17 protein-coding genes are annotated in these 17618 nt (G+C 63.3%); 16 read left to right on the top strand and 1 reads right to left on the bottom strand.

Translation table 11 applies throughout. The features are described 5' to 3' along the window. The first annotated feature begins 88 nt into the window (after positions 1-88). The 16 genes from fliF to HBH1_RS12290 all read left to right on the top strand — a co-directional run bounded on the left by fliF (position 89) and on the right by HBH1_RS12290 (position 16375). On the top strand, positions 89-1873 hold the full coding sequence (fliF, locus tag HBH1_RS12215; protein WP_102662966.1) for a flagellar basal-body MS-ring/collar protein FliF: 1785 nt from the start codon (positions 89-91) through the stop codon (positions 1871-1873). Then, entirely contained in the window at positions 1866-2861 is a 996-nt protein-coding gene (fliG, locus tag HBH1_RS12220) for a flagellar motor switch protein FliG (RefSeq protein WP_006462657.1), read from the top strand. The genes fliF and fliG overlap by 8 nt, the downstream gene beginning before the upstream one ends. A gap of 62 nt (positions 2862-2923) precedes the next feature. Continuing rightward, positions 2924-3625: a flagellar assembly protein FliH gene (gene fliH, locus HBH1_RS12225; RefSeq protein WP_102662967.1), complete on the top strand. Its 702-nt coding sequence runs from the start codon at positions 2924-2926 to the stop codon at positions 3623-3625. Positions 3626-3663: 38 nt separating this feature from the next. Then, complete coding sequence (gene fliI / locus HBH1_RS12230) at positions 3664-5070, top strand: flagellar protein export ATPase FliI (RefSeq protein WP_102662968.1); 1407 nt, start codon at positions 3664-3666, stop codon at positions 5068-5070. Between the two features lie 37 nt (positions 5071-5107). After that, positions 5108-5548 carry a flagellar export protein FliJ gene (gene fliJ / locus HBH1_RS12235; RefSeq protein ID WP_102662969.1) on the top strand — a complete coding sequence of 147 codons (441 nt, stop codon included), beginning with the start codon at positions 5108-5110 and terminating at the stop codon, positions 5546-5548. Positions 5549-5641: 93 nt separating this feature from the next. Continuing rightward, positions 5642-6931 (top strand): flagellar hook-length control protein FliK, encoded by a 1290-nt coding sequence (locus tag HBH1_RS12240; RefSeq protein ID WP_102662970.1) that lies wholly within the window; start codon positions 5642-5644, stop codon positions 6929-6931. A gap of 126 nt (positions 6932-7057) precedes the next feature. Next, positions 7058-7573 carry a flagellar basal body-associated protein FliL gene (gene fliL, locus HBH1_RS12245; RefSeq protein ID WP_102662971.1) on the top strand — a complete coding sequence of 172 codons (516 nt, stop codon included), beginning with the start codon at positions 7058-7060 and terminating at the stop codon, positions 7571-7573. A 29-nt stretch (positions 7574-7602) separates the two neighbouring features. Then, positions 7603-8607, top strand: coding sequence for a flagellar motor switch protein FliM (fliM, locus tag HBH1_RS12250; protein ID WP_039874831.1), 1005 nt, complete (start codon positions 7603-7605; stop codon positions 8605-8607). A gap of 2 nt (positions 8608-8609) precedes the next feature. Further along, complete coding sequence (fliN, locus tag HBH1_RS12255) at positions 8610-9065, top strand: flagellar motor switch protein FliN (protein WP_006462664.1); 456 nt, start codon at positions 8610-8612, stop codon at positions 9063-9065. A gap of 100 nt (positions 9066-9165) precedes the next feature. Then, entirely contained in the window at positions 9166-9702 is a 537-nt protein-coding gene (gene fliO / locus HBH1_RS12260) for a flagellar biosynthetic protein FliO (RefSeq protein ID WP_233207593.1), read from the top strand. Next, positions 9686-10483, top strand: coding sequence for a flagellar type III secretion system pore protein FliP (gene fliP, locus HBH1_RS12265; protein WP_006462667.1), 798 nt, complete (start codon positions 9686-9688; stop codon positions 10481-10483). The genes fliO and fliP overlap by 17 nt, the downstream gene beginning before the upstream one ends. 19 nt (positions 10484-10502) lie before the next feature. After that, positions 10503-10772: a flagellar biosynthesis protein FliQ gene (gene fliQ / locus HBH1_RS12270; protein ID WP_006462668.1), complete on the top strand. Its 270-nt coding sequence runs from the start codon at positions 10503-10505 to the stop codon at positions 10770-10772. A 38-nt stretch (positions 10773-10810) separates the two neighbouring features. After that, positions 10811-11614, top strand: a complete 804-nt coding sequence (fliR, locus tag HBH1_RS12275; RefSeq protein ID WP_102662972.1) for a flagellar biosynthetic protein FliR — start codon at positions 10811-10813, stop codon at positions 11612-11614. Between the two features lie 136 nt (positions 11615-11750). Beyond that, positions 11751-12971 (top strand): efflux RND transporter periplasmic adaptor subunit, encoded by a 1221-nt coding sequence (locus HBH1_RS12280; RefSeq protein WP_102662973.1) that lies wholly within the window; start codon positions 11751-11753, stop codon positions 12969-12971. Positions 12972-12978: 7 nt separating this feature from the next. Then, positions 12979-14958 carry a MacB family efflux pump subunit gene (locus HBH1_RS12285; protein WP_102662974.1) on the top strand — a complete coding sequence of 660 codons (1980 nt, stop codon included), beginning with the start codon at positions 12979-12981 and terminating at the stop codon, positions 14956-14958. Between the two features lie 10 nt (positions 14959-14968). Beyond that, positions 14969-16375, top strand: coding sequence for an efflux transporter outer membrane subunit (locus HBH1_RS12290; RefSeq protein WP_102662975.1), 1407 nt, complete (start codon positions 14969-14971; stop codon positions 16373-16375). A gap of 94 nt (positions 16376-16469) precedes the next feature. Here the strand turns inward: HBH1_RS12290 and flgL are convergent, their stop codons facing one another. Then, positions 16470-17597, bottom strand: coding sequence for a flagellar hook-associated protein FlgL (gene flgL / locus HBH1_RS12295; RefSeq protein WP_102662976.1), 1128 nt, complete (start codon positions 17595-17597; stop codon positions 16470-16472). Positions 17598-17618: the final 21 nt, after the last annotated feature.

Raw genomic sequence — 17618 nt, forward strand, 5'->3', positions numbered from 1 at the left:
TCCACACTGAGCAAAAAACCTCACAAAGGTAGGCAGTGAATAAAGTCTTTATCAAGCTGGCAATCGCGGGGACGCCAGAGGGGAAATCATGGCGGTAGCAGCCGACGGCACGATGACCGGCGAAACCAATACCACGGGCGACCTCAGCAACGCTGAGGGCATGCCCCAGGGGCAACCCGCCCAGGGAGGCATGGTTGGCTACGCCCGCTCGCCGCAAGGCAAACGCATCCTGCTCATCATCGCCGCAGCTGCCACCCTGGCGCTGATGGCCGGTATCTGGCTGTGGAGCCAGAAGGTCGAGTATCGCGTCCTGTTCTCCAACTTCAATGACCGCGACGGCGGCGCCATCGTGGCCTCGCTGCAGCAGATGAACGTGCCCTACAAGTATTCCGAGGGCGGCACGGCCATTCTGGTGCCCGAGAACATGGTGCATGACGCCCGCCTGAAGCTGGCCGCGCAAGGCCTGCCCAAGGGCGGCAATGTCGGCTTCGAACTGATGGAAAACCAGAAGCTGGGCATCTCCCAGTTCCTGGAACAGGTCAACTTCCAGCGCGCCCTCGAAGGCGAATTGGCGCGCTCGGTACAATCCCTGTCATCGGTACAGACTGCTCGCGTGCACCTGGCCTTGCCCAAGGCCTCGGTCTTTGTGCGCGACCAGCAGAAACCCACCGCTTCGGTCGTCTTGAGCCTCTATCCCGGCCGCTACCTCGATCAGCAACAGGTCAGCGCCATCGTCCACCTGGTGGCCAGCAGCGTCCCCGAACTGTCTCCCAAGTCGGTCACCATCGTCGACCAGAACGGCAACCTGCTCTCCGACACCACCAAGCAGACGCAGACCAATACCCTGGACCCAACGCAGCTGAAGTATGTCCAGGACCTGCAGCAGGACATCGTCAAACGTGTCGAATCGATCATCGCGCCCATCGTCGGCAATGGCAACGTGCGTGCCGAAGCGACCGCCGACGTCGACTTCTCCCGTACCGAACAGGCTTCTGAAGCCTACAAGCCCAACCAGACCAGGGACACCGCCGCCGTTCGCAGCAAGCAGAGCAGCGAAGCCAATAGCGCGACCTCCGGCACCTCAGGCGTCCCGGGCGCACTGACCAACCAGCCGCCGGCTCCGGCCACCGCGCCTATCGTCAATCCGGCCGTTGCCAATGGTGCTGCCAACCAGAACGGTACCGCCGCCACGCCCAATGGCGCAGCGCCCACCCCCACGGCCAGCGGCAATTCGCGCAAGGACGAGACCATCAACTACGAGGTCGACAAGACCGTGCGCTACACCCAGCAACCCATGGGTGGCGTGCGTCGCCTGACGGTGGCCGTGGTGGTGAACTACAAGCGCACCATGGACAACACCGGCAAGATCGTGATGCGTCCGCTGACCGAAGCCGAACGCAACCAGATCACCGACCTGGTCCGTGAAGCCATGGGCTACAACAAGGACCGAGGCGACTCGCTCAACGTGGTCAACACCCAGTTCAGCACCGACATGGAACCGGAAGTGCCGCTCTGGAAGCAGCCGGGCATGATCGAGCTGGCCAAGGAAATCGGCAAGTACGTGCTGGTGGCCGCAGTCCTGCTGTTCCTCTACTTCCGCGTACTGCGCCCCATCGTCTGGAAGCTCTCCGGCCGGGAAGAGCGCGAACGCCTGGCCAAGGAAAAGGCCGAGGCCGAAGCCGCCGCAGCAGCCGCAGCGGTTGCCGCCGGCTTCGATCCGGACGATCCGGATGCCATCGTCAACCTCTCCGGCGAGCCCGAGATCGACGAACGCGCGGCCTACAAGGCCAACCTCGAAACCGCCAAGCAGTGGGCCAAGAACGATCCGAAGCTGGTGGCAAGCATCATCAAGTCATGGGTGAACAATGAGTAACGACGGCGTTCAGAAAGGTGCCATCCTCATGCTCGCCCTGGGCGAGGATGAGGCCGCCGAAGTCATGAAGTACCTGGGCCCGAAAGAGGTCCAGAAGCTGGGCGCGGCTATGTCGGCCCTGCGCAACGTCAGCTTCGAGGAAATCAATGAAGTGCTGGAAGCCTTCGTGGCCGAGACCGGCCAGGCCTCTTCGCTGGGTCTGGATTCGGACGAGTACATCCGTAGCGTCCTGACCAAGGCCCTGGGCGACGACAAGGCCACCTCCCTGCTCAACCGCATCCTGGGTGGCCGCGACGCTTCCGGTATCGAAAGCCTCAAGTGGATGGACGCCCAGTCGGTGGCCGAACTCATCCGCAACGAGCACCCGCAGATCATCGCCACCATCCTGGTTCACCTGGAGCGCGACCATGCCTGCGGCATCATCAACAATTTCACGGAACGTTTGCGCAACGATGTCATCCTTCGTATTGCAACCCTGGACGGCGTGCAGCCAGCCGCGTTGCGCGAACTCAATGATGTGCTGACCAAGCTGCTGACCGGCAACGAAAGCCTGAAGAAGCAACAGATGGGCGGTATCCGTACCGCGGCCGAGATCCTCAACTTCATGTCCGGCGAGAACGAGACCTCGGTGATGAACAACCTGCGCTCCTACGACGAGGACATGGCGCAGAAGATCATGGACGAGATGTTCGTCTTCGAGAACATCATCGACATCGACGGCCGCGGCATCCAGCTGCTGCTGCGCGAAGTCCAGTCCGAGTCGCTGATCGTGGCCCTGAAGGGTGCCTCGCAAGGCCTGCGCGACAAGATCTTCGCCAACATGTCGCAACGTGCGGCCGAGATGATGAAGGAAGACCTGGAATCCAAGGGACCGGTGCGCCTGTCCGAAGTGGATGCCCAGCAGAAGGCCATCCTGCAGATCGTGCGCCGCCTGGCCGACGAAGGCCAGATCGTCCTGGGCGCCAAGGGCGAGGACGCGTTCATCTGATGCGCTTGATGCCCATCGTGCAGTTTGCTGTCGGCATGCCGGCCTGAGGAGTCAAAGAAGCCATGCGTGCAAAGATCATTCCCAAGGAAGAGATGACGCCCTACCAGCGCTGGGAGCTGGCGTCCTTCCACGACGAACCCGAACCGGAGCCCGAACCGCTGCCGGTAGAGGAAGAATTCCTCGAAGAACCGCCACCGGTGCCGCAACTGACGGCCGAACAGCTCGACGCCATCCGCGAAGCAGCGCGCCAGGAAGGCTTCGCCGAAGGTCGCCAGCATGGCCTGCAGGCCGGTCGCTCGGAAGGCTACATGGCCGGTCTGCAGCAAGGTCAGCAGGAAATCAACGAAGTCATCCAGCACTTCCGCCAGATCGCGGTCAACTTCAGCACAGAAGTCTCCCAGTGCAGCGAACGCATGGCTCCCGAAATGCTGGACCTGGCGCTGGACCTGGCCAAATCCATGCTCAAGACCGCCCTGCGCGCACGCCCGGAGCTGGTCCTGCCCACCGTCAGCGCCGCTATCCACGCCCTGCCGGTGCTGCAACTGCCGGCCAGCCTGACCCTGCACCCGGAAGACGCCGCCCTGGTGCGCGAGCACATGGGTGCCGAGCTGGCCCAGCAAGGCTGGAAGATCGACGAAGATGCCCAGATGGACCGCGGCGGTTGCCGCGTCGAAACCCGCACCAACCAGATAGATGCCACCACCGAGACCCGCTGGAAGCGGCTGGGCGAATCGCTGTCCAAGCAGCTCGACTGGCTGGAATGACGTTTTACAAGTGATACCGACCTGAACGGGAGCCCCGCATGAACTCCCCGATGCCATCCCATAGCAGCCTGTGGCAAGCCTATCTGCACAACTGTCGCAGCCTGGTTGCCATGGCCGAGCCGACCATGACCGCCGGCCGCATCACCCGCGTCGCCGGGCTGGTGATGGAAGCGGTCGGACTGAAGCTGCCAGTGGGCAGCCCCTGCAACGTGCCCCTGCCCAATGGCACCATGATCGAGGCAGAAGTCGTCGGCTTCCAGGACGATCGCCTCTTCCTGATGCCGCAGAGTGACGTCGAAGGCATCGTTCCCGGCACCCGCGTCTACCCCGTCGAACCCGTACGCCCGCCCCCGCGCACCGGCCCCATCAGCTTTACCCCGCGCCGCATCGACGAACACAGCCGGCGCCTGCCGGTCGGCGACGAACTGCTGGGCCGCGTGCTCGATGGCGCCGGCCGCCCGCTGGACAATCTCGGCCCGCTGCACACTGAAAGCTCCGCGCCCCTGGGCGTACGTGCCGCCAATCCGCTGGGACGCGCACCCATCCGCGACATCCTCGACACCGGCATTCGCGCCATCAACACCATGCTCACCGTCGGCCGTGGCCAGCGCATGGGCCTGTTCGCCGGCTCAGGCGTGGGCAAGAGCGTGCTGCTGGGCATGATGGCGCGCTATACCAGCGCCGATGTGATCGTGGTCGGATTGATCGGGGAACGCGGCCGCGAAGTCAAGGAATTCATTGAACAGATCCTGGGACCGGAAGGCCTGGCACGTTCGGTGGTGGTGGCCGCCCCCGCCGATACCCCGCCGCTGATGCGCCTGCAGGGCGCGGCCTATTGCACCTCGATTGCCGAGTATTTCCGCGACCAGGGCAAGGATGTGCTGCTGATCATGGATTCGCTCACCCGCTATGCCATGGCCCAGCGCGAGATCGCCCTGGCCATCGGCGAACCCCCTGCCACCAAAGGCTATCCGCCCTCCGTGTTCGCCAAGCTGCCGGCACTGGTGGAACGCGCCGGCAATGGCGACGAAGGCGGCGGCTCCATCACCGCCTTCTACACCGTGCTGACCGAAGGCGATGACCAGCAGGACCCCATCGCCGATGCCGCCCGCGCCATCCTGGACGGCCACATCGTGCTCAACCGCCAACTGGCCGAAGCCGGCCACTACCCGGCCATCGATATCGAGCAATCCATCAGCCGCGCCATGCACAGCATCACCGATGCCGATCACCAGCGCCGCTCCCGCCACTTGAAGCAGTTGTACTCACGCTTCCAGCGTAACCGCGACCTCATCAGCGTGGGCGCCTACGCGGCCGGCAGCGACCCCATTCTGGACGAAGCCATTGCCTTATTGCCAAGAATGGAAGCCTTTTTGCAGCAAGGTATCCATGAGCAGGCCGATGTATCAGAGAGCTTGAGGCAACTTACCGCTCTATTCGGGTGATTGAGCGGGCAGGGCCAAAAATATAATCGGAGCGATCATGGCTACTCCCTCCGCACTTGATACGCTGATCGAATTGGCGACCAAAGAGACCGACGATGCGACCAAACGCCTCGGCCGGGCTATTCGCGTGAGTGAAGAAGCACAGCAGAAGCTGGGCATCCTGCAGCAGTACCGCGACGACTACGCGGCCCGTTTCCAGGAAACCCTGACCAATGGCTTGACCGCGCTGGCCTATCGCAACTTCCAGTTGTTCCTGGAGAAGATCGACAACGCCATCGACGGCCAGCAGGACGTGGTACAGAGCAGCCAGCAGCGCGTAGCCGAGGCGCGCGCCGCCTGGCAGGCCTGCGAGCGCAAGCGCATGTCCTACGACACCCTGGCCACGCGTGCCCGGGACAAGGAAATGCGCAAGGAAAGCAAGCGCGACCAGAAGTCCATGGATGAGCACGCCGCACGCATCAGCTTCTACAAGCGCTGATCGGACGGATGACAGGCAAGCAATACCCGACGACGACCGCAACGCAAAGAGCACGCAGAGCACCGAGTAGCAAGTAACCGACAGGCCACCACCATGAACACTTCCCTGCCGCTGTTGAACGTCATTACCGGCTCGCAAGCCGCCACCGGTTCGCGTTCCGGCAACCCGGCCGACAGCTTCACGGCCGACGCCCCCTTCAACCAGGTGCTCAGCAGCCAGGTGAACTCGCGCAACCAGGAACAGCAGTCGCAAGCCAAGCCGCAAGCTCCGCAACCACCGGCCGCGACCAACCAGGCCGCACAGAATGACGCCGCCAAGCAGACAGCTGCCACCAAGACCGAGTCGAAGCAGGACGTTGCCGACCAGAGCAAGGAAAAGGACGAGGACAGCGACGACACCACCACTGCCGCCTCCGCCGAGCTGCTGGCGCTGGTGGCCAACATCGCCCAGAACGCCGTCAAGCCCGTCGGCGAAGGCAAGAGCGAGAACACCGAGGCCGATCTGCTGGCCCAATCCAGGCGTGGCGGCGCCACGCTGTCACTGGCCGACCAGCAAGCCCTGATGGCGGACGGCAAACAAGGCAAGATCGACCTGGCCGGCCTGCAGGACGCCCTGGCCGCCAACAAGCTCAAGCAGGAAGGCCGCGACCTGAGCCGCAACGCCGGCGGGACCGAAGCCAATCCGTTGGGCCAGGAAAGTGCCAAGAATGGCAAGAGCGACAAGCCGGCCCTGGACCTGGGCGGCGACACCAAGGCCGCTCCCAAGGAAGATGCCAGCGCCTTGGCTGCTGCTCGCGCCCAGACTGGCAAGGTCACCGCCGAAGCCGTGACGACCGCCAAGCAGGACCTGCCGCAAACGACACCGGCCCCGATCGTCGTGCCTGTCATTCAACAGACCCTGGCCACCAGCCAACCGCAAGCCGTCTTCGCCAGCTACACCGACAAGGTCCAGCCCAATGTCGGCAGCGCCGGCTGGGACCAGGCCGTGGGCAGCAAGATCACGTGGATGGTCAGCGCCGGTATGCAAAGCGCTTCCCTGAGCCTGAACCCGCCCGACCTGGGTCCCATGCAGGTGGTCCTGAATGTGCACAACCAGCAGGCCGACGCCACCTTCATCACCGCCCAGCCCGAAGTGAAACAGGCGCTGGAAGCGGCCATGCCCAAGCTGCGCGAAATGATGGACCAGGCTGGCATCCAGCTGGGTCAGGCGACCGTCAATACCGGCATGCCCAATCAGCAGCAGGGCAACACCGGCCAGCAGCAGGGCCGCTCTGCAACTGCCTCGGGCAGCTTCGGCAAGGATCAGGAAGGCGAACTGGCCGTCAACGCCACCACCACGACCGCCACCACCAGCGGCCTGGGCCTGGTAGACACCTTCGCCTGAGGCACGCCGCTTCGGTCACGCTTACAAAAAATGCAATTTCGTTTGCGCAGGGCTCAACAATGGGATTTCCTTGCCGATAAGCAGATATCCTCGCATTGTGCGCAGACGAACTGAAAGGACTAGTAGATGGCAACAAAAGGAAAAGCACCTGCCAAGGGCGCTGAAGCAGACGCAGCACCGGCCAAATCCAGCAAGAAGATGCTGTTCATCATCATCGGTGCCGTGCTGGTACTGGTCATCGGTGGTGCCGCAGCCTTCTTCATGATGGGCGGCAAGGGCAAGAAGGGCGAGGAGCATGCCGAGGAAAAGTCCGAGGCCAAGGCACCGACCTTCGTGGTCATCGAACCCTTCGTGGTCAACCTGCAGCAGGAAAGCGGCGACCAGTATCTGCAAGTGGCGATGACCCTGCAGGTGCCGGACGGCCAGACCGCCGAAGCCCTGAAGCTTTACATGCCCCAGGTGCGCAGCCGACTGCTGATGGTATTGTCCAGCAAGAAGGCGTCCGAACTGCTCACCAGTGAAGGCAAGCGCAAGCTCACCGACGAGATCATCGACCAACTGGGCGAACCGTTCTCCGGCAAGGGCAAGGGTCCGCAGATCACCGACGTGTTCTACACCTCGTTCGTGATCCAACAGCAGTAACACCGCATCGCAGTCAGAGATTTTCGACCATGGCCGAGCATTTTCTATCACAGGAAGAAGTCGATGCCCTCTTGAAGGGTGTGACGGGAGACGAAGACGAAGAAAAAATCGTCGAAGAAGCTCCTGGTACGGTACGTACCTACAACCTGGCCACGCAGGAACGCATCGTGCGCGGGCGTATGCCCACGCTCGAAATCATCAACGAGCGCTTCGCCCGGCTGTTCCGCATCGGCTTGTTCAACTTCATCCACCGTACCGCCGAGATTTCGGTCGGTCCGGTGAAGGTGTCCAAGTACAGCGAATTCATCCGCAACCTGGTGGTGCCGACCAACCTGAACCTGGTCCACATCAAGCCCTTCCGGGGCATCGGTCTGGTGGTGTTCGACCCGCAGTTCGTGTTCATGCTGGTGGACAACATGTTCGGTGGCGATGGCCGCTTCCACACCCGCATCGAAGGCCGCGAATTCACGCCCACCGAGCAACGCATCATCATGCGCGTGCTCGAAATTACGTTTGAGACCTACTCCAAGTCGTGGGAACCGATCTATCCGATCGAGTTCGAGTTCATCCGCTCGGAAATGAACACCCAGTTCGCCAACATCGCCACCCCCAACGAAGTGGTGGTTTCCACCACCTTCACCGTTGAACTGGGACCGGTGTCCGGTGAAATCCATATCTGCACGCCCTACTCGATGATCGAGCCGGTGCGTGACCGCCTCACCAGCAGCATGCAGGGTGAGGCACTGGAAGTCGACAAGCGCTGGATCCGCCTGATGAAGCAGCAGATCCAGACCGCCGAAGTCGAACTGATCGTCAATTTTGGCACCGCCCGCGTCAACTTTACCGACCTGCTCCACATGCAGGTGGGTGACGTGATCCCGCTGCAGACCAACGAGACCGTCGAGGCGCAGGTCGATGGCGTGCCGGTGATGGAATGCAGCTATGGCCAGTTCAATGGTCAATACGCCTTGCGCGTGGAAAAACTGCTGTCCATCACCCATCAAGAAACACCGGAAAGCTTTCAAGGAGATTAGTAATGGCTGATGAGAACGTAGCAGGCGCAGGCGCGGCGGAAGACGATCCGTGGGGCGCGGCCATGGCCGAGCAGACCCAGGCCGAAGAAGAACAGAAAAAAGGTCAGATGGAAGACGAGAAGGGCATCACGGCCGCACCGGCTGCCGCCACCGTCTTCAAAGACCTGAGTGCCCAGGACATCAAGACCAACACCCCCAACGATATCGACTTCATCCTCGATATCCCGGTTCAGTTGACCGTGGAACTGGGTCGCACCAAGATCGCCATCAAGAACCTGCTGCAACTGGCACAGGGCTCGGTGGTGGAACTGGACGGCATGGCCGGCGAACCGATGGACGTGCTGGTCAACGGCTGCCTGATCGCCCAGGGCGAAGTGGTGGTGGTGAACGACAAGTTCGGTATCCGCCTGACCGACATCATCACGCCCGCCGAACGCATCCGCAAGCTCAACCGCTAGGCAGGACGGCTTGAGTTTGATGAAACGCATTTCCGCTGCATCCCCCGCCTCACCTGCCACACGCTCGTCGGGCAGATTGCATCAGCACCGGGCGGGCCTTGTGTCTGCCCGGCTTCTCATCGGTGGCACGCTGGTCGCCTGCGCCCAGGCCTGGGCTGACAACGCCCCCGCCGCTGCCACTGCGACCAGCACCGCTCCCGTCGCAACCGCTCCTGCTGCCACCATCCCTGCCGTCACCGGCAGCGCCCTGCCCTCGTCCGGCGGCAGCATCTTCACGATGCTCTTCGGCCTGGTGGCAGTCCTGGCCGTGATGGCGGGCATCGCCTGGCTCCTGAAGCGCTTCGGACTGAGCCAGACCCTGAGCGGCAATGCCGCCGCCAAGGTGGTCGGTGGCGTATCGGTGGGGAGCCGCGAACGCGTGATGGTCATCGAAGTCGGCGAACAGTGGATCGTGGTCGGCGTGGCGCCGGGACGCGTGAACGCCCTGGCCACCCTGCCGCGCCAGGAACTGACGGCGCAGCAGAGCAGCCAGACCGGGGCACCGGCCTTCGCCACCTGGCTCAAGCACACCATGGACAAACGTAATGGCGGCGCCGGCAACGGCAGTCGCCCAGGTAATGATGGCAGCACAAGCTAAGCCGCAAGGCCTCCTCCGTATCCTGGCCGCGCGCGCGGCCACGCTGCTGCGCAGCCGCTACTGGTGGCTGGCACTGATCTGCCTGCCGCTGGCCGCCTCTGCCCAGCAAGGCATCCCCGCATTGAACAGCATGCCCGCGCCGGGCGGTGGCACGAATTATTCGCTGCCGATCCAGACCATGCTGTTGCTCACTTCGCTGTCGTTCATTCCGGCGGCGTTGCTGATGATGACCTGCTTCACGCGCATCGTGATCGTGCTGTCGCTGCTGCGCCAGGCGCTGGGTACGCAATCGACGCCACCCACCCAGGTGCTGATCGGCCTGTCGCTGTTCCTGACCTTCTTCGTCATGAGCCCGGTGTTCGACCGTATCTATACCGAGGCCTACCAGCCCTTCGCGGAAAACCGGATCCAGATGATGGAGGCGCTCGACAAGGGTGCCGCCCCGCTCAAGGAATTCATGCTCAAGCAGACCCGCCAGTCCGACCTGGCGCTGTACGTCAAGCTCTCGCGCGGCCCGGCCCTGCAGGGACCGGAAGACGTGCCGCTGCGCCTGCTGGTACCGGCCTTTGTTACCAGCGAATTGAAGACGGCCTTCCAGATCGGTTTTGCCATCTTCATCCCCTTCCTCATCATCGACATGGTGGTGGCCAGTATCCTGATGTCGATGGGCATGATGATGATGTCGCCGGCCATCGTCTCGTTGCCCTTCAAGCTGATGCTGTTCGTGCTGGTGGATGGATGGCAGTTGTTGATCGGGTCTCTGGCCCAGAGTTTCTACTAGCCGCCGGCAAGGACCGACAATGACTCCCGAAACCGTCATGACCATGGGCCGCCAGGCCATCGAAGTCACCCTCCTGATCGCCGCGCCGATGCTGCTCACGGCACTGGCCATCGGGCTGCTGGTGAGCATCTTCCAGGCTGCCACCCAGATCAACGAACAGACCCTGGCCTTCATTCCCAAACTGGTGGGCGTGTTCCTGGCCATGATCATCGCCGGTCCCTGGATGCTGAGCATCATCATGGACTACATGCACAACATGCTCACCGGCATTCCCGCCATGGTCCAGTAGCGCGCTTGCAGGACCGCGTGTCCGGCAACTCCTGATTCATGCTCACCTTCTCCAGCCAGCAACTCTACGCCTGGGTCGCCATGTTCATCTGGCCGACCACCCGCATCCTCGGGCTGCTGTCCATTGCACCGCCTTTCGGCAGCGCCAGCGTGCCGATGCTGGTGAAGGTCCTGCTGGGTATCGCCATCGGCGCGGTGCTGGCACCGGACGTGCCGGTGCCACCGGCGATCGACCCGATGTCGATGACCGGCCTCCTGATCCTGCTGCAGCAGTTGCTGATCGGCCTGTCCATGGGCCTTGCCATGCGGGTGGTGTTTGCCGCCGTCGAAGCGGCCGGCGAACTGACCAGTTCCACCATGGGCCTGTCCTTTGCCGCCTTCTTCGATCCCCAGAGCCAGGGCCGCACGGCCGTCATCAGCCAGGTCCTGTCGCTGTTGGCCACCATGGTCTTCCTGAGCCTGAACGGCCACCTGCTGCTGCTGCAGGTGATGGCCGAAAGCTTCCACACCCTGCCCATCACCGGTCAGCCGATCACCACCGAGGGCTTCCACCAGCTTGCCCTGTGGGGCGCCAAGGTGTTCAGCATGGGCGTGCAATTGTCGCTGCCACTGCTGATCGCCCTGCTGATCACCAACTTCGCGCTGGGCATCCTGACCCGCGCCGCGCCCCAATTGAACCTGTTCGGGATCGGTTTTTCGATTACCATGCTGGCGGGTTTCATCTTGATCGCCTTTGCCCTGCCCTACATGCTCACCCCTCTGCAACGTCTTCTCTCGGATGGCATCGAGATGGTACGCCTGCTGGGTAGCGTGCCGCCGGTCAATGCATTGCCCAAACCGTGAGCAGGCGACTTAGCTTCGAGCGGGGTGATCGCCAGTGCGCGATGGCTCCACATTTACTTCTTCTGACGATCCGGCGGCCCGCCTTGCCACACACTGGCGGCTATCCGGTACTGACTACAGCGCGTCCATTTTTCGCATGAATATTGCCACTCTTCGCCGTCCCAAGATCATCGTCCTGACCCTCGCCGTGCTGCTCGCGGGCGGCTACATCGTCCATCGCATGCTCACACCACCGCCCCCGCCCACCTACCTGAGCGCCACTGCCACCGTGGCCGATATCCAGGACGTGGTACTGGCCAGCGGCACCGTCAAGGCCTACAAGCAGGTCAGCGTCGGCGCCCAGGTCTCGGGTCAGATCAAGTCGCTCAAGGTGGTGCTGGGCGAGCGCGTCAAGAGGGGCCAGCTGGTGGCCGAGATCGATTCCATGACCCAGGCAAATAGCCTGGCCAGCAGCGAATTCACGCTGCAGAACCTGCAGGCCCAGCTGCGCTCCAAGGAAGCCTCCCTGAAGCAGGCGCAGCTGGCCTACGAACGCCAGAAGACGATGCTGGCCGGTGACGCCAGCTCGCGCGAGAACTTCGAGACCGCCGAAGCCACCCTCAATGCCACCCGCGCCGACATCACCGGCCTGCAGGCGCAGATCAGGGATGGCGCCATCAAGGTGGACAATGCCCGCGTCAACCTGGGCTATACCCGCATCACCGCCCCCATCGACGGCGAAGTGGTGGCCATCGTGGCGCAGGAAGGACAGACCGTGAACGCCAACCAGTCCACGCCGACCATCATCAAGGTGGCGCGCATGGATACGGTCACCGTCAAGGCGCAGATCTCCGAAGCCGACGTGGTCCGCGTCAAGCCGGGCCTGCCGGTGTACTTCACCATCCTGGGCGACCCCGATCACCGCTACCGCACCACCCTGCGTGCCATCGAGCCGGCACCGGACTCCATCCTGCAGGACGAGACCTCCACCAGCAGTCTGAGCACCAGCAGCTCCAGCGCCACGTCCACGGCGATCTACTACAACGGCTTGCTGGACGTGCCCAATCCCGAAGGCAAGTTGCGCATCTCCATGACCACCCAGGTCAACATCGTCCTGTCCGAAGCAAAGAACGCCGTGCTGGTGCCCTCGACCGCGCTGGGCGAGAAGGATGCCCAGGGCAGCTACCTCGTGCGCGTACTCGATGAACAGGGCCTGGCGCATGATCGGCGCGTCAAGATCGGCATCAACACCAATGCCCAGGTACAGATCACCGAGGGCCTGAAGGCCGGTGAGCGTGTCGTGACCGGCACCGCCGTGGCCGGCGCCACCGACAGCAGCAACAGCAGCGAACGCCGCGGTCCGCCGCCGCGCATGTAAGGCCGCCATGACCACAGCCTTGCTGCAGCTGCGCGGCCTGCGCCGCGATTTCCCGGCCGGTGACGACAGCATCACCGTGCTCAATGACGTCAACCTCGACATCGAGGCCGGCGAGCTGGTGGCCATCGTCGGCGCCTCCGGCTCCGGCAAGTCGACCCTGATGAACATCCTCGGCTGCCTGGACAAGCCCAGTGCCGGCAGCTACCTGGTGGCCGGGCGCGAGACCGGCAAGCTCGATGCCGACGAACTGGCGCAATTGCGGCGCGAGCATTTCGGCTTCATCTTCCAGCGCTACCACCTGCTCTCGGACCTGGACGCCACCTCCAACGTCGAAGTGCCCTCGGTCTATGCCGGCCTGGACCCGGCGCAACGACGCCAGCGTGCCGCGCAACTGCTGGCCCGCCTGGGCCTGGCCGAACGCAGCCACCACAAGCCGGGGCAATTGTCGGGTGGTCAGCAGCAGCGCGTGTCCATTGCGCGCGCCTTGATGAATGGCGGCGACGTCATCCTCGCCGACGAACCCACCGGCGCCCTGGACAGCCACAGCGGTCACGAGGTGATGAACATCCTCAAGGAACTGCATGCCGAAGGCCACACCATCATCATCGTCACCCACGATATGCAGGTGGCCAGCAATGCCCAGCGCATCATCGAGATCAAGGATGGCGTGATCATCGCCGACCGCCGCAATCTGCCGGCCGGGACCGATGCCACCACGCCCACCGACAGCGCCAGCCCCTCCCGCCAACGCAGCGACCGCCAGCAGCAGGCCAGCCCCTGGCGCGCCACGCTGGACCGTCTGGGCGAGGCGCTGCGCATGTCACTGCTGGCCATGAATGCGCACCGCCTGCGCAGCTTCCTGACCATGCTGGGCATCATCATCGGCATTGCCTCGGTGGTCTCGGTGGTGGCACTGGGCAGTGGCTCGCGCGAGCAGATCCTCTCCGACATCAGTGCCATGGGCACCAATACCATCGACATCTTCCCCGGCACCGACTTCGGCGACATGAAGTCGGCCGCCATCCGCACCCTCACCCCGGCCGATGCCGCCGCCCTGGCCGAGCAGAACTTTGTCGACAGCGTCACTCCCAGCGTGGCCACGGCCTCCTCGGCGCGCTACGGCAACATCTCGGTGACCGCCACCATCAACGGCGTGGGTGAGCAGTATTTCCGCGTGCGCGGCTTGAAGATGGCGCAGGGCATGGGCTTCAACGGCGAAAGCATCCGCCGCTATGCGCAGGAAGTGGTGATCGATGCCAATACCTACAAGAAGCTCTTCCCCAACGGGGGCAATGCCCTGGGCGAAGTGATCTTCCTGGGCAGCGTGCCCTGCCGCGTGATCGGTGTGACGCAAAAGCGCGAGAACGGGTTCGGCAACAACAGTGCGCTCAATGTCTGGGTGCCCTACACCACGGCGATGAGCCGGGTGATCGGGCAACGCTATCTGAGCGGCATCACCGTGCGGGTCAGCGACAACGTCCCCAGTGCCGCCGCCGAGGAAGGCATCACGCGCCTGATGACGCTGCGTCACCGTACCAAGGACTTCTACATCTTCAACACCGACAGCATCCGCCAGACCATCGAAAAGGCCACTGCCACCCTCACCCTGCTGGTGTCGATGATCGCGCTGATCTCGCTGGTGGTGGGCGGCATCGGGGTGATGAACATCATGCTGGTGTCGGTCACCGAGCGCACCCGCGAGATCGGCGTGCGCATGGCGGTAGGCGCACGCCAGAGCGACATCATGCAGCAGTTCCTGATCGAGGCGGTGCTGGTCTGCCTGGCCGGCGGGCTGCTGGGGGTCTTGCTGGCGCTGTCCTTCGGCGCCATCTTCGCGCACTTCGTCAGCAGCTTCCGGATGATCTATTCCACCGCCTCCATCGTCAGCGCCTTTGCCTGCTCCACCCTGATCGGCGTGGTGTTCGGCTTCCTGCCGGCGCGCAATGCGGCGCGCCTGAACCCGGTGGATGCCCTTGCACGCGAATGATTCCATAGCCATGTCCAAGCCTCTTCCCTCCCCACTTCCCCTGCTGCTGGCACTGGCCCTGCTGGGCGGCTGCAGTTCCCTGACGCGCACACCCTATGCGCCGCCGGTGACCCAGGCGCCGCCGGCCTGGCAGCAGGCGCCTGCGGCCGGCACGGTCGATGCCCAGCGCTGGTGGCAAGGTTTCGGCGATGCCGAACTGACGCGCCTGATCGATGAAGTCCTGCGCAAGAACAATAATCTGGCTGCCGCCACCATCAAGGTACGACGCGCCCAACTGTTGGCCGGCCTGGCTGACGATGCCTTCGTCCCGGCGCTCGGCGGGCAGCTCGGCAGCAGCGCCAGCAAGCCCCTGAGCGGCAACAACCGCTCGACCACGCGCCAAAGCCAGAATTCGATCACCCTGTCTTATGAAGTGGATCTCTGGGGCCGCCTGGGCGCCAACTATGACGCAGCCCGCTGGGAGGCCCTGGCGACCGAACAGGATCGCGCCGCCACCGCGCTGACCATGGTCGGCACCACCGCCAACCTCTACTGGACCGGCGCCTTCCTGAACCAGCGCATCCGCACTGCCGAGCAGAGCATAGCTTACGCCCGCAAGACGCTGGAACTGGTCAACACGCAATACGGCGCCGGCGCCGTCTCTTCGCTGGAAGTGCTGACGGCGCAGCAGAACCTGCTGAGCCAGCAGTCCAGCTATACCGACCTGATACGGCAGCGGGTGGAAAACGACAACGCCCTGGCGATTCTTTTCGACAGCCCGCCCGGACAGGTCTTTACGCTTCCGCCCAGCCTGCCTGAGCAGCCACTGCCGGCGCTTGAAGCCGGACTGCCGGCCGACCTGCTGGGGCGCCGACCGGACCTGCGCGCGGCCGAGCTGCGCCTGCGCAGCGCGCTGGCCAATGTGGACCTCACACGACTGGGCTTCTATCCGCAATTGAACCTCACCGGCACGCTTGGCACCAGCAGTGACGCCCTGCTGCGTCTGGTACAGAATCCGATCGCTACGCTGGGCGCCCAACTGACCCTGCCCTTCCTGCAGCAGACGCAGATGAAGCTCAAGGTCGGCGTCTCGCAGGCCGACTATGACAGCGCCGTCACCAACTTCCGCCAGACCCTGTATTCGGCCTTCAGCGATGTCGAAAATGCCCTCGCGGCACGCCAGCAATATGCCAATCAGCAGGCCCTGCTGGTACGTAACCTGGAAGTGGCGCAGGCCGCCGAGCGACTGTTCGAGCTGCGTTACCGCGCCGGTTCGGTCACCTTGCAGGCCTGGCTGGATCAGCAGGACAAACGGCGTACCGCCGAGACTTCACTGGCCCAGACGCGGCTGAACCAGCTCAAGAACCAGATGACGCTGTACCAGGCTCTGGGCGGCGACGCCAGGGCAACCCCACCCGCCATGCCGCCAGCGCAGTAGCAAGCGCAGCGCCAAAGCAAAAAAGGCGAACCCGCGGGTTCGCCTTTCTTTTGCTTGGGGACCGCTGCCGAAGGCAGACGGTCTGCATCAGAAATTACTTCAGGTAGTTCAGCAGGGTCAGGCCGCTGGTGGTGACGAACACCTTCTGCGCCGCCGACAGGTAGGTCTGCTTGAGCGTCAGGTCACTGATGAGCTCGCTGGTGTCGGACAGGTTGCGACCCAGCAGATTGTTGATGGTCTGGGTGTAGTTTTCCTTGTTGACTTCACCGGCGGCATCGAGATTGTCCAGTTCATTCTGGCGCGCACCAATGGACGCCTTGGCAGTGGACACGCTGCTGGAAATGGAATCGATCTGGGTATTGAAGGCGGCCAGGTTGCGGTTCAGTGCGGCCTGGCTGCCCGGGATCGGCGTACGGGCGGCATCGGCGGCGTCGGCCTTGAGCTTGGCGGCGGCCGTCGCGATGAACTGGGCCTGGTAGCCCGGATCATCGGGCTTCATGGCATCCAGGGTCGCCTGTTGCGTTTTGTAATCCTGGATCGGGAACTGACCCGCAGGATACTCAAAATTATTGGCCGCGGTCTCGTCGGCCTTGTTGGCCGCCTCGGTCACCGGTACCGACAGCGTATTGATCAGGTTGGTCATGGTCTTGAAGATATCCTGACCACCACCCTGGAAGATCGCCTGTCCGGACGCGCTGATGTCCATCTGGCGGGTCGAATCGACCTGCAGCGTCATGGCGCCCTGGTCACCGTTGTAGGTCACGCCGCCGCTGCCATCCAGGGTGAACGGCTGGGTCGTGCTCTTGAAGCCGGCGAAGATGTAGTTACCCTGCCCGTCCTGGGCGTTGGCATAGCCCAACACCTCGTTCAGGTTGCCCTTGATCTCGGAAGCCATGTTGCTGCGTTCGGCATTGGAGTAGGAGGCATTGCCGGCGGCGATCACGTTGGACTTGAGCTTGGTCAGCATGTTGGTCAGGCTGTCCAGGGTACCCTGCACGCTCGACAGTGCGCTGTTGGCGTTCTGGCGGTTGGTCTTGTACTGATCGTTCAGCGCCGACGTCTGGGCCATGTCCAGGGCGCGAGCGGCAGCCACCGGATCATCCGACGGCAGCAAGACCTTCTGCTGCGCCGTCACCTGCTGCGTCAACTTCAGGATCTGGCTCTGCATGCCGGTCAGGTCGTTGTTGCTCGACTGATAGAGCATCTGGGTGCTAATACGCATATCGTCTTCCTCTATCTAACT

Origin of the sequence: Herbaspirillum sp. BH-1 (genome assembly GCF_002870055.1) — a bacterium.
Lineage (GTDB): Bacteria > Pseudomonadota > Gammaproteobacteria > Burkholderiales > Burkholderiaceae_D > Herbaspirillum > Herbaspirillum frisingense.

What these genes read in the sequence shown, in the direction of transcription:
- fliF (WP_102662966.1), top strand. Translation starts at nt 89, where the DNA reads ATGGCGGTAGCAGCCGACGGCACGATGACCGGCGAAACCAATACCACG.
- fliG (WP_006462657.1), top strand. Translation starts at nt 1,866, where the DNA reads ATGAGTAACGACGGCGTTCAGAAAGGTGCCATCCTCATGCTCGCCCTG.
- fliH (WP_102662967.1), top strand. Translation starts at nt 2,924, where the DNA reads ATGCGTGCAAAGATCATTCCCAAGGAAGAGATGACGCCCTACCAGCGC.
- fliI (WP_102662968.1), top strand. Translation starts at nt 3,664, where the DNA reads ATGAACTCCCCGATGCCATCCCATAGCAGCCTGTGGCAAGCCTATCTG.
- fliJ (WP_102662969.1), top strand. Translation starts at nt 5,108, where the DNA reads ATGGCTACTCCCTCCGCACTTGATACGCTGATCGAATTGGCGACCAAA.
- HBH1_RS12240 (WP_102662970.1), top strand. Translation starts at nt 5,642, where the DNA reads ATGAACACTTCCCTGCCGCTGTTGAACGTCATTACCGGCTCGCAAGCC.
- fliL (WP_102662971.1), top strand. Translation starts at nt 7,058, where the DNA reads ATGGCAACAAAAGGAAAAGCACCTGCCAAGGGCGCTGAAGCAGACGCA.
- fliM (WP_039874831.1), top strand. Translation starts at nt 7,603, where the DNA reads ATGGCCGAGCATTTTCTATCACAGGAAGAAGTCGATGCCCTCTTGAAG.
- fliN (WP_006462664.1), top strand. Translation starts at nt 8,610, where the DNA reads ATGGCTGATGAGAACGTAGCAGGCGCAGGCGCGGCGGAAGACGATCCG.
- fliP (WP_006462667.1), top strand. Translation starts at nt 9,686, where the DNA reads ATGGCAGCACAAGCTAAGCCGCAAGGCCTCCTCCGTATCCTGGCCGCG.
- fliQ (WP_006462668.1), top strand. Translation starts at nt 10,503, where the DNA reads ATGACTCCCGAAACCGTCATGACCATGGGCCGCCAGGCCATCGAAGTC.
- fliR (WP_102662972.1), top strand. Translation starts at nt 10,811, where the DNA reads ATGCTCACCTTCTCCAGCCAGCAACTCTACGCCTGGGTCGCCATGTTC.
- HBH1_RS12280 (WP_102662973.1), top strand. Translation starts at nt 11,751, where the DNA reads ATGAATATTGCCACTCTTCGCCGTCCCAAGATCATCGTCCTGACCCTC.
- HBH1_RS12285 (WP_102662974.1), top strand. Translation starts at nt 12,979, where the DNA reads ATGACCACAGCCTTGCTGCAGCTGCGCGGCCTGCGCCGCGATTTCCCG.
- HBH1_RS12290 (WP_102662975.1), top strand. Translation starts at nt 14,969, where the DNA reads ATGTCCAAGCCTCTTCCCTCCCCACTTCCCCTGCTGCTGGCACTGGCC.
- flgL (WP_102662976.1), bottom strand. Translation starts at nt 17,597, where the DNA reads ATGCGTATTAGCACCCAGATGCTCTATCAGTCGAGCAACAACGACCTG.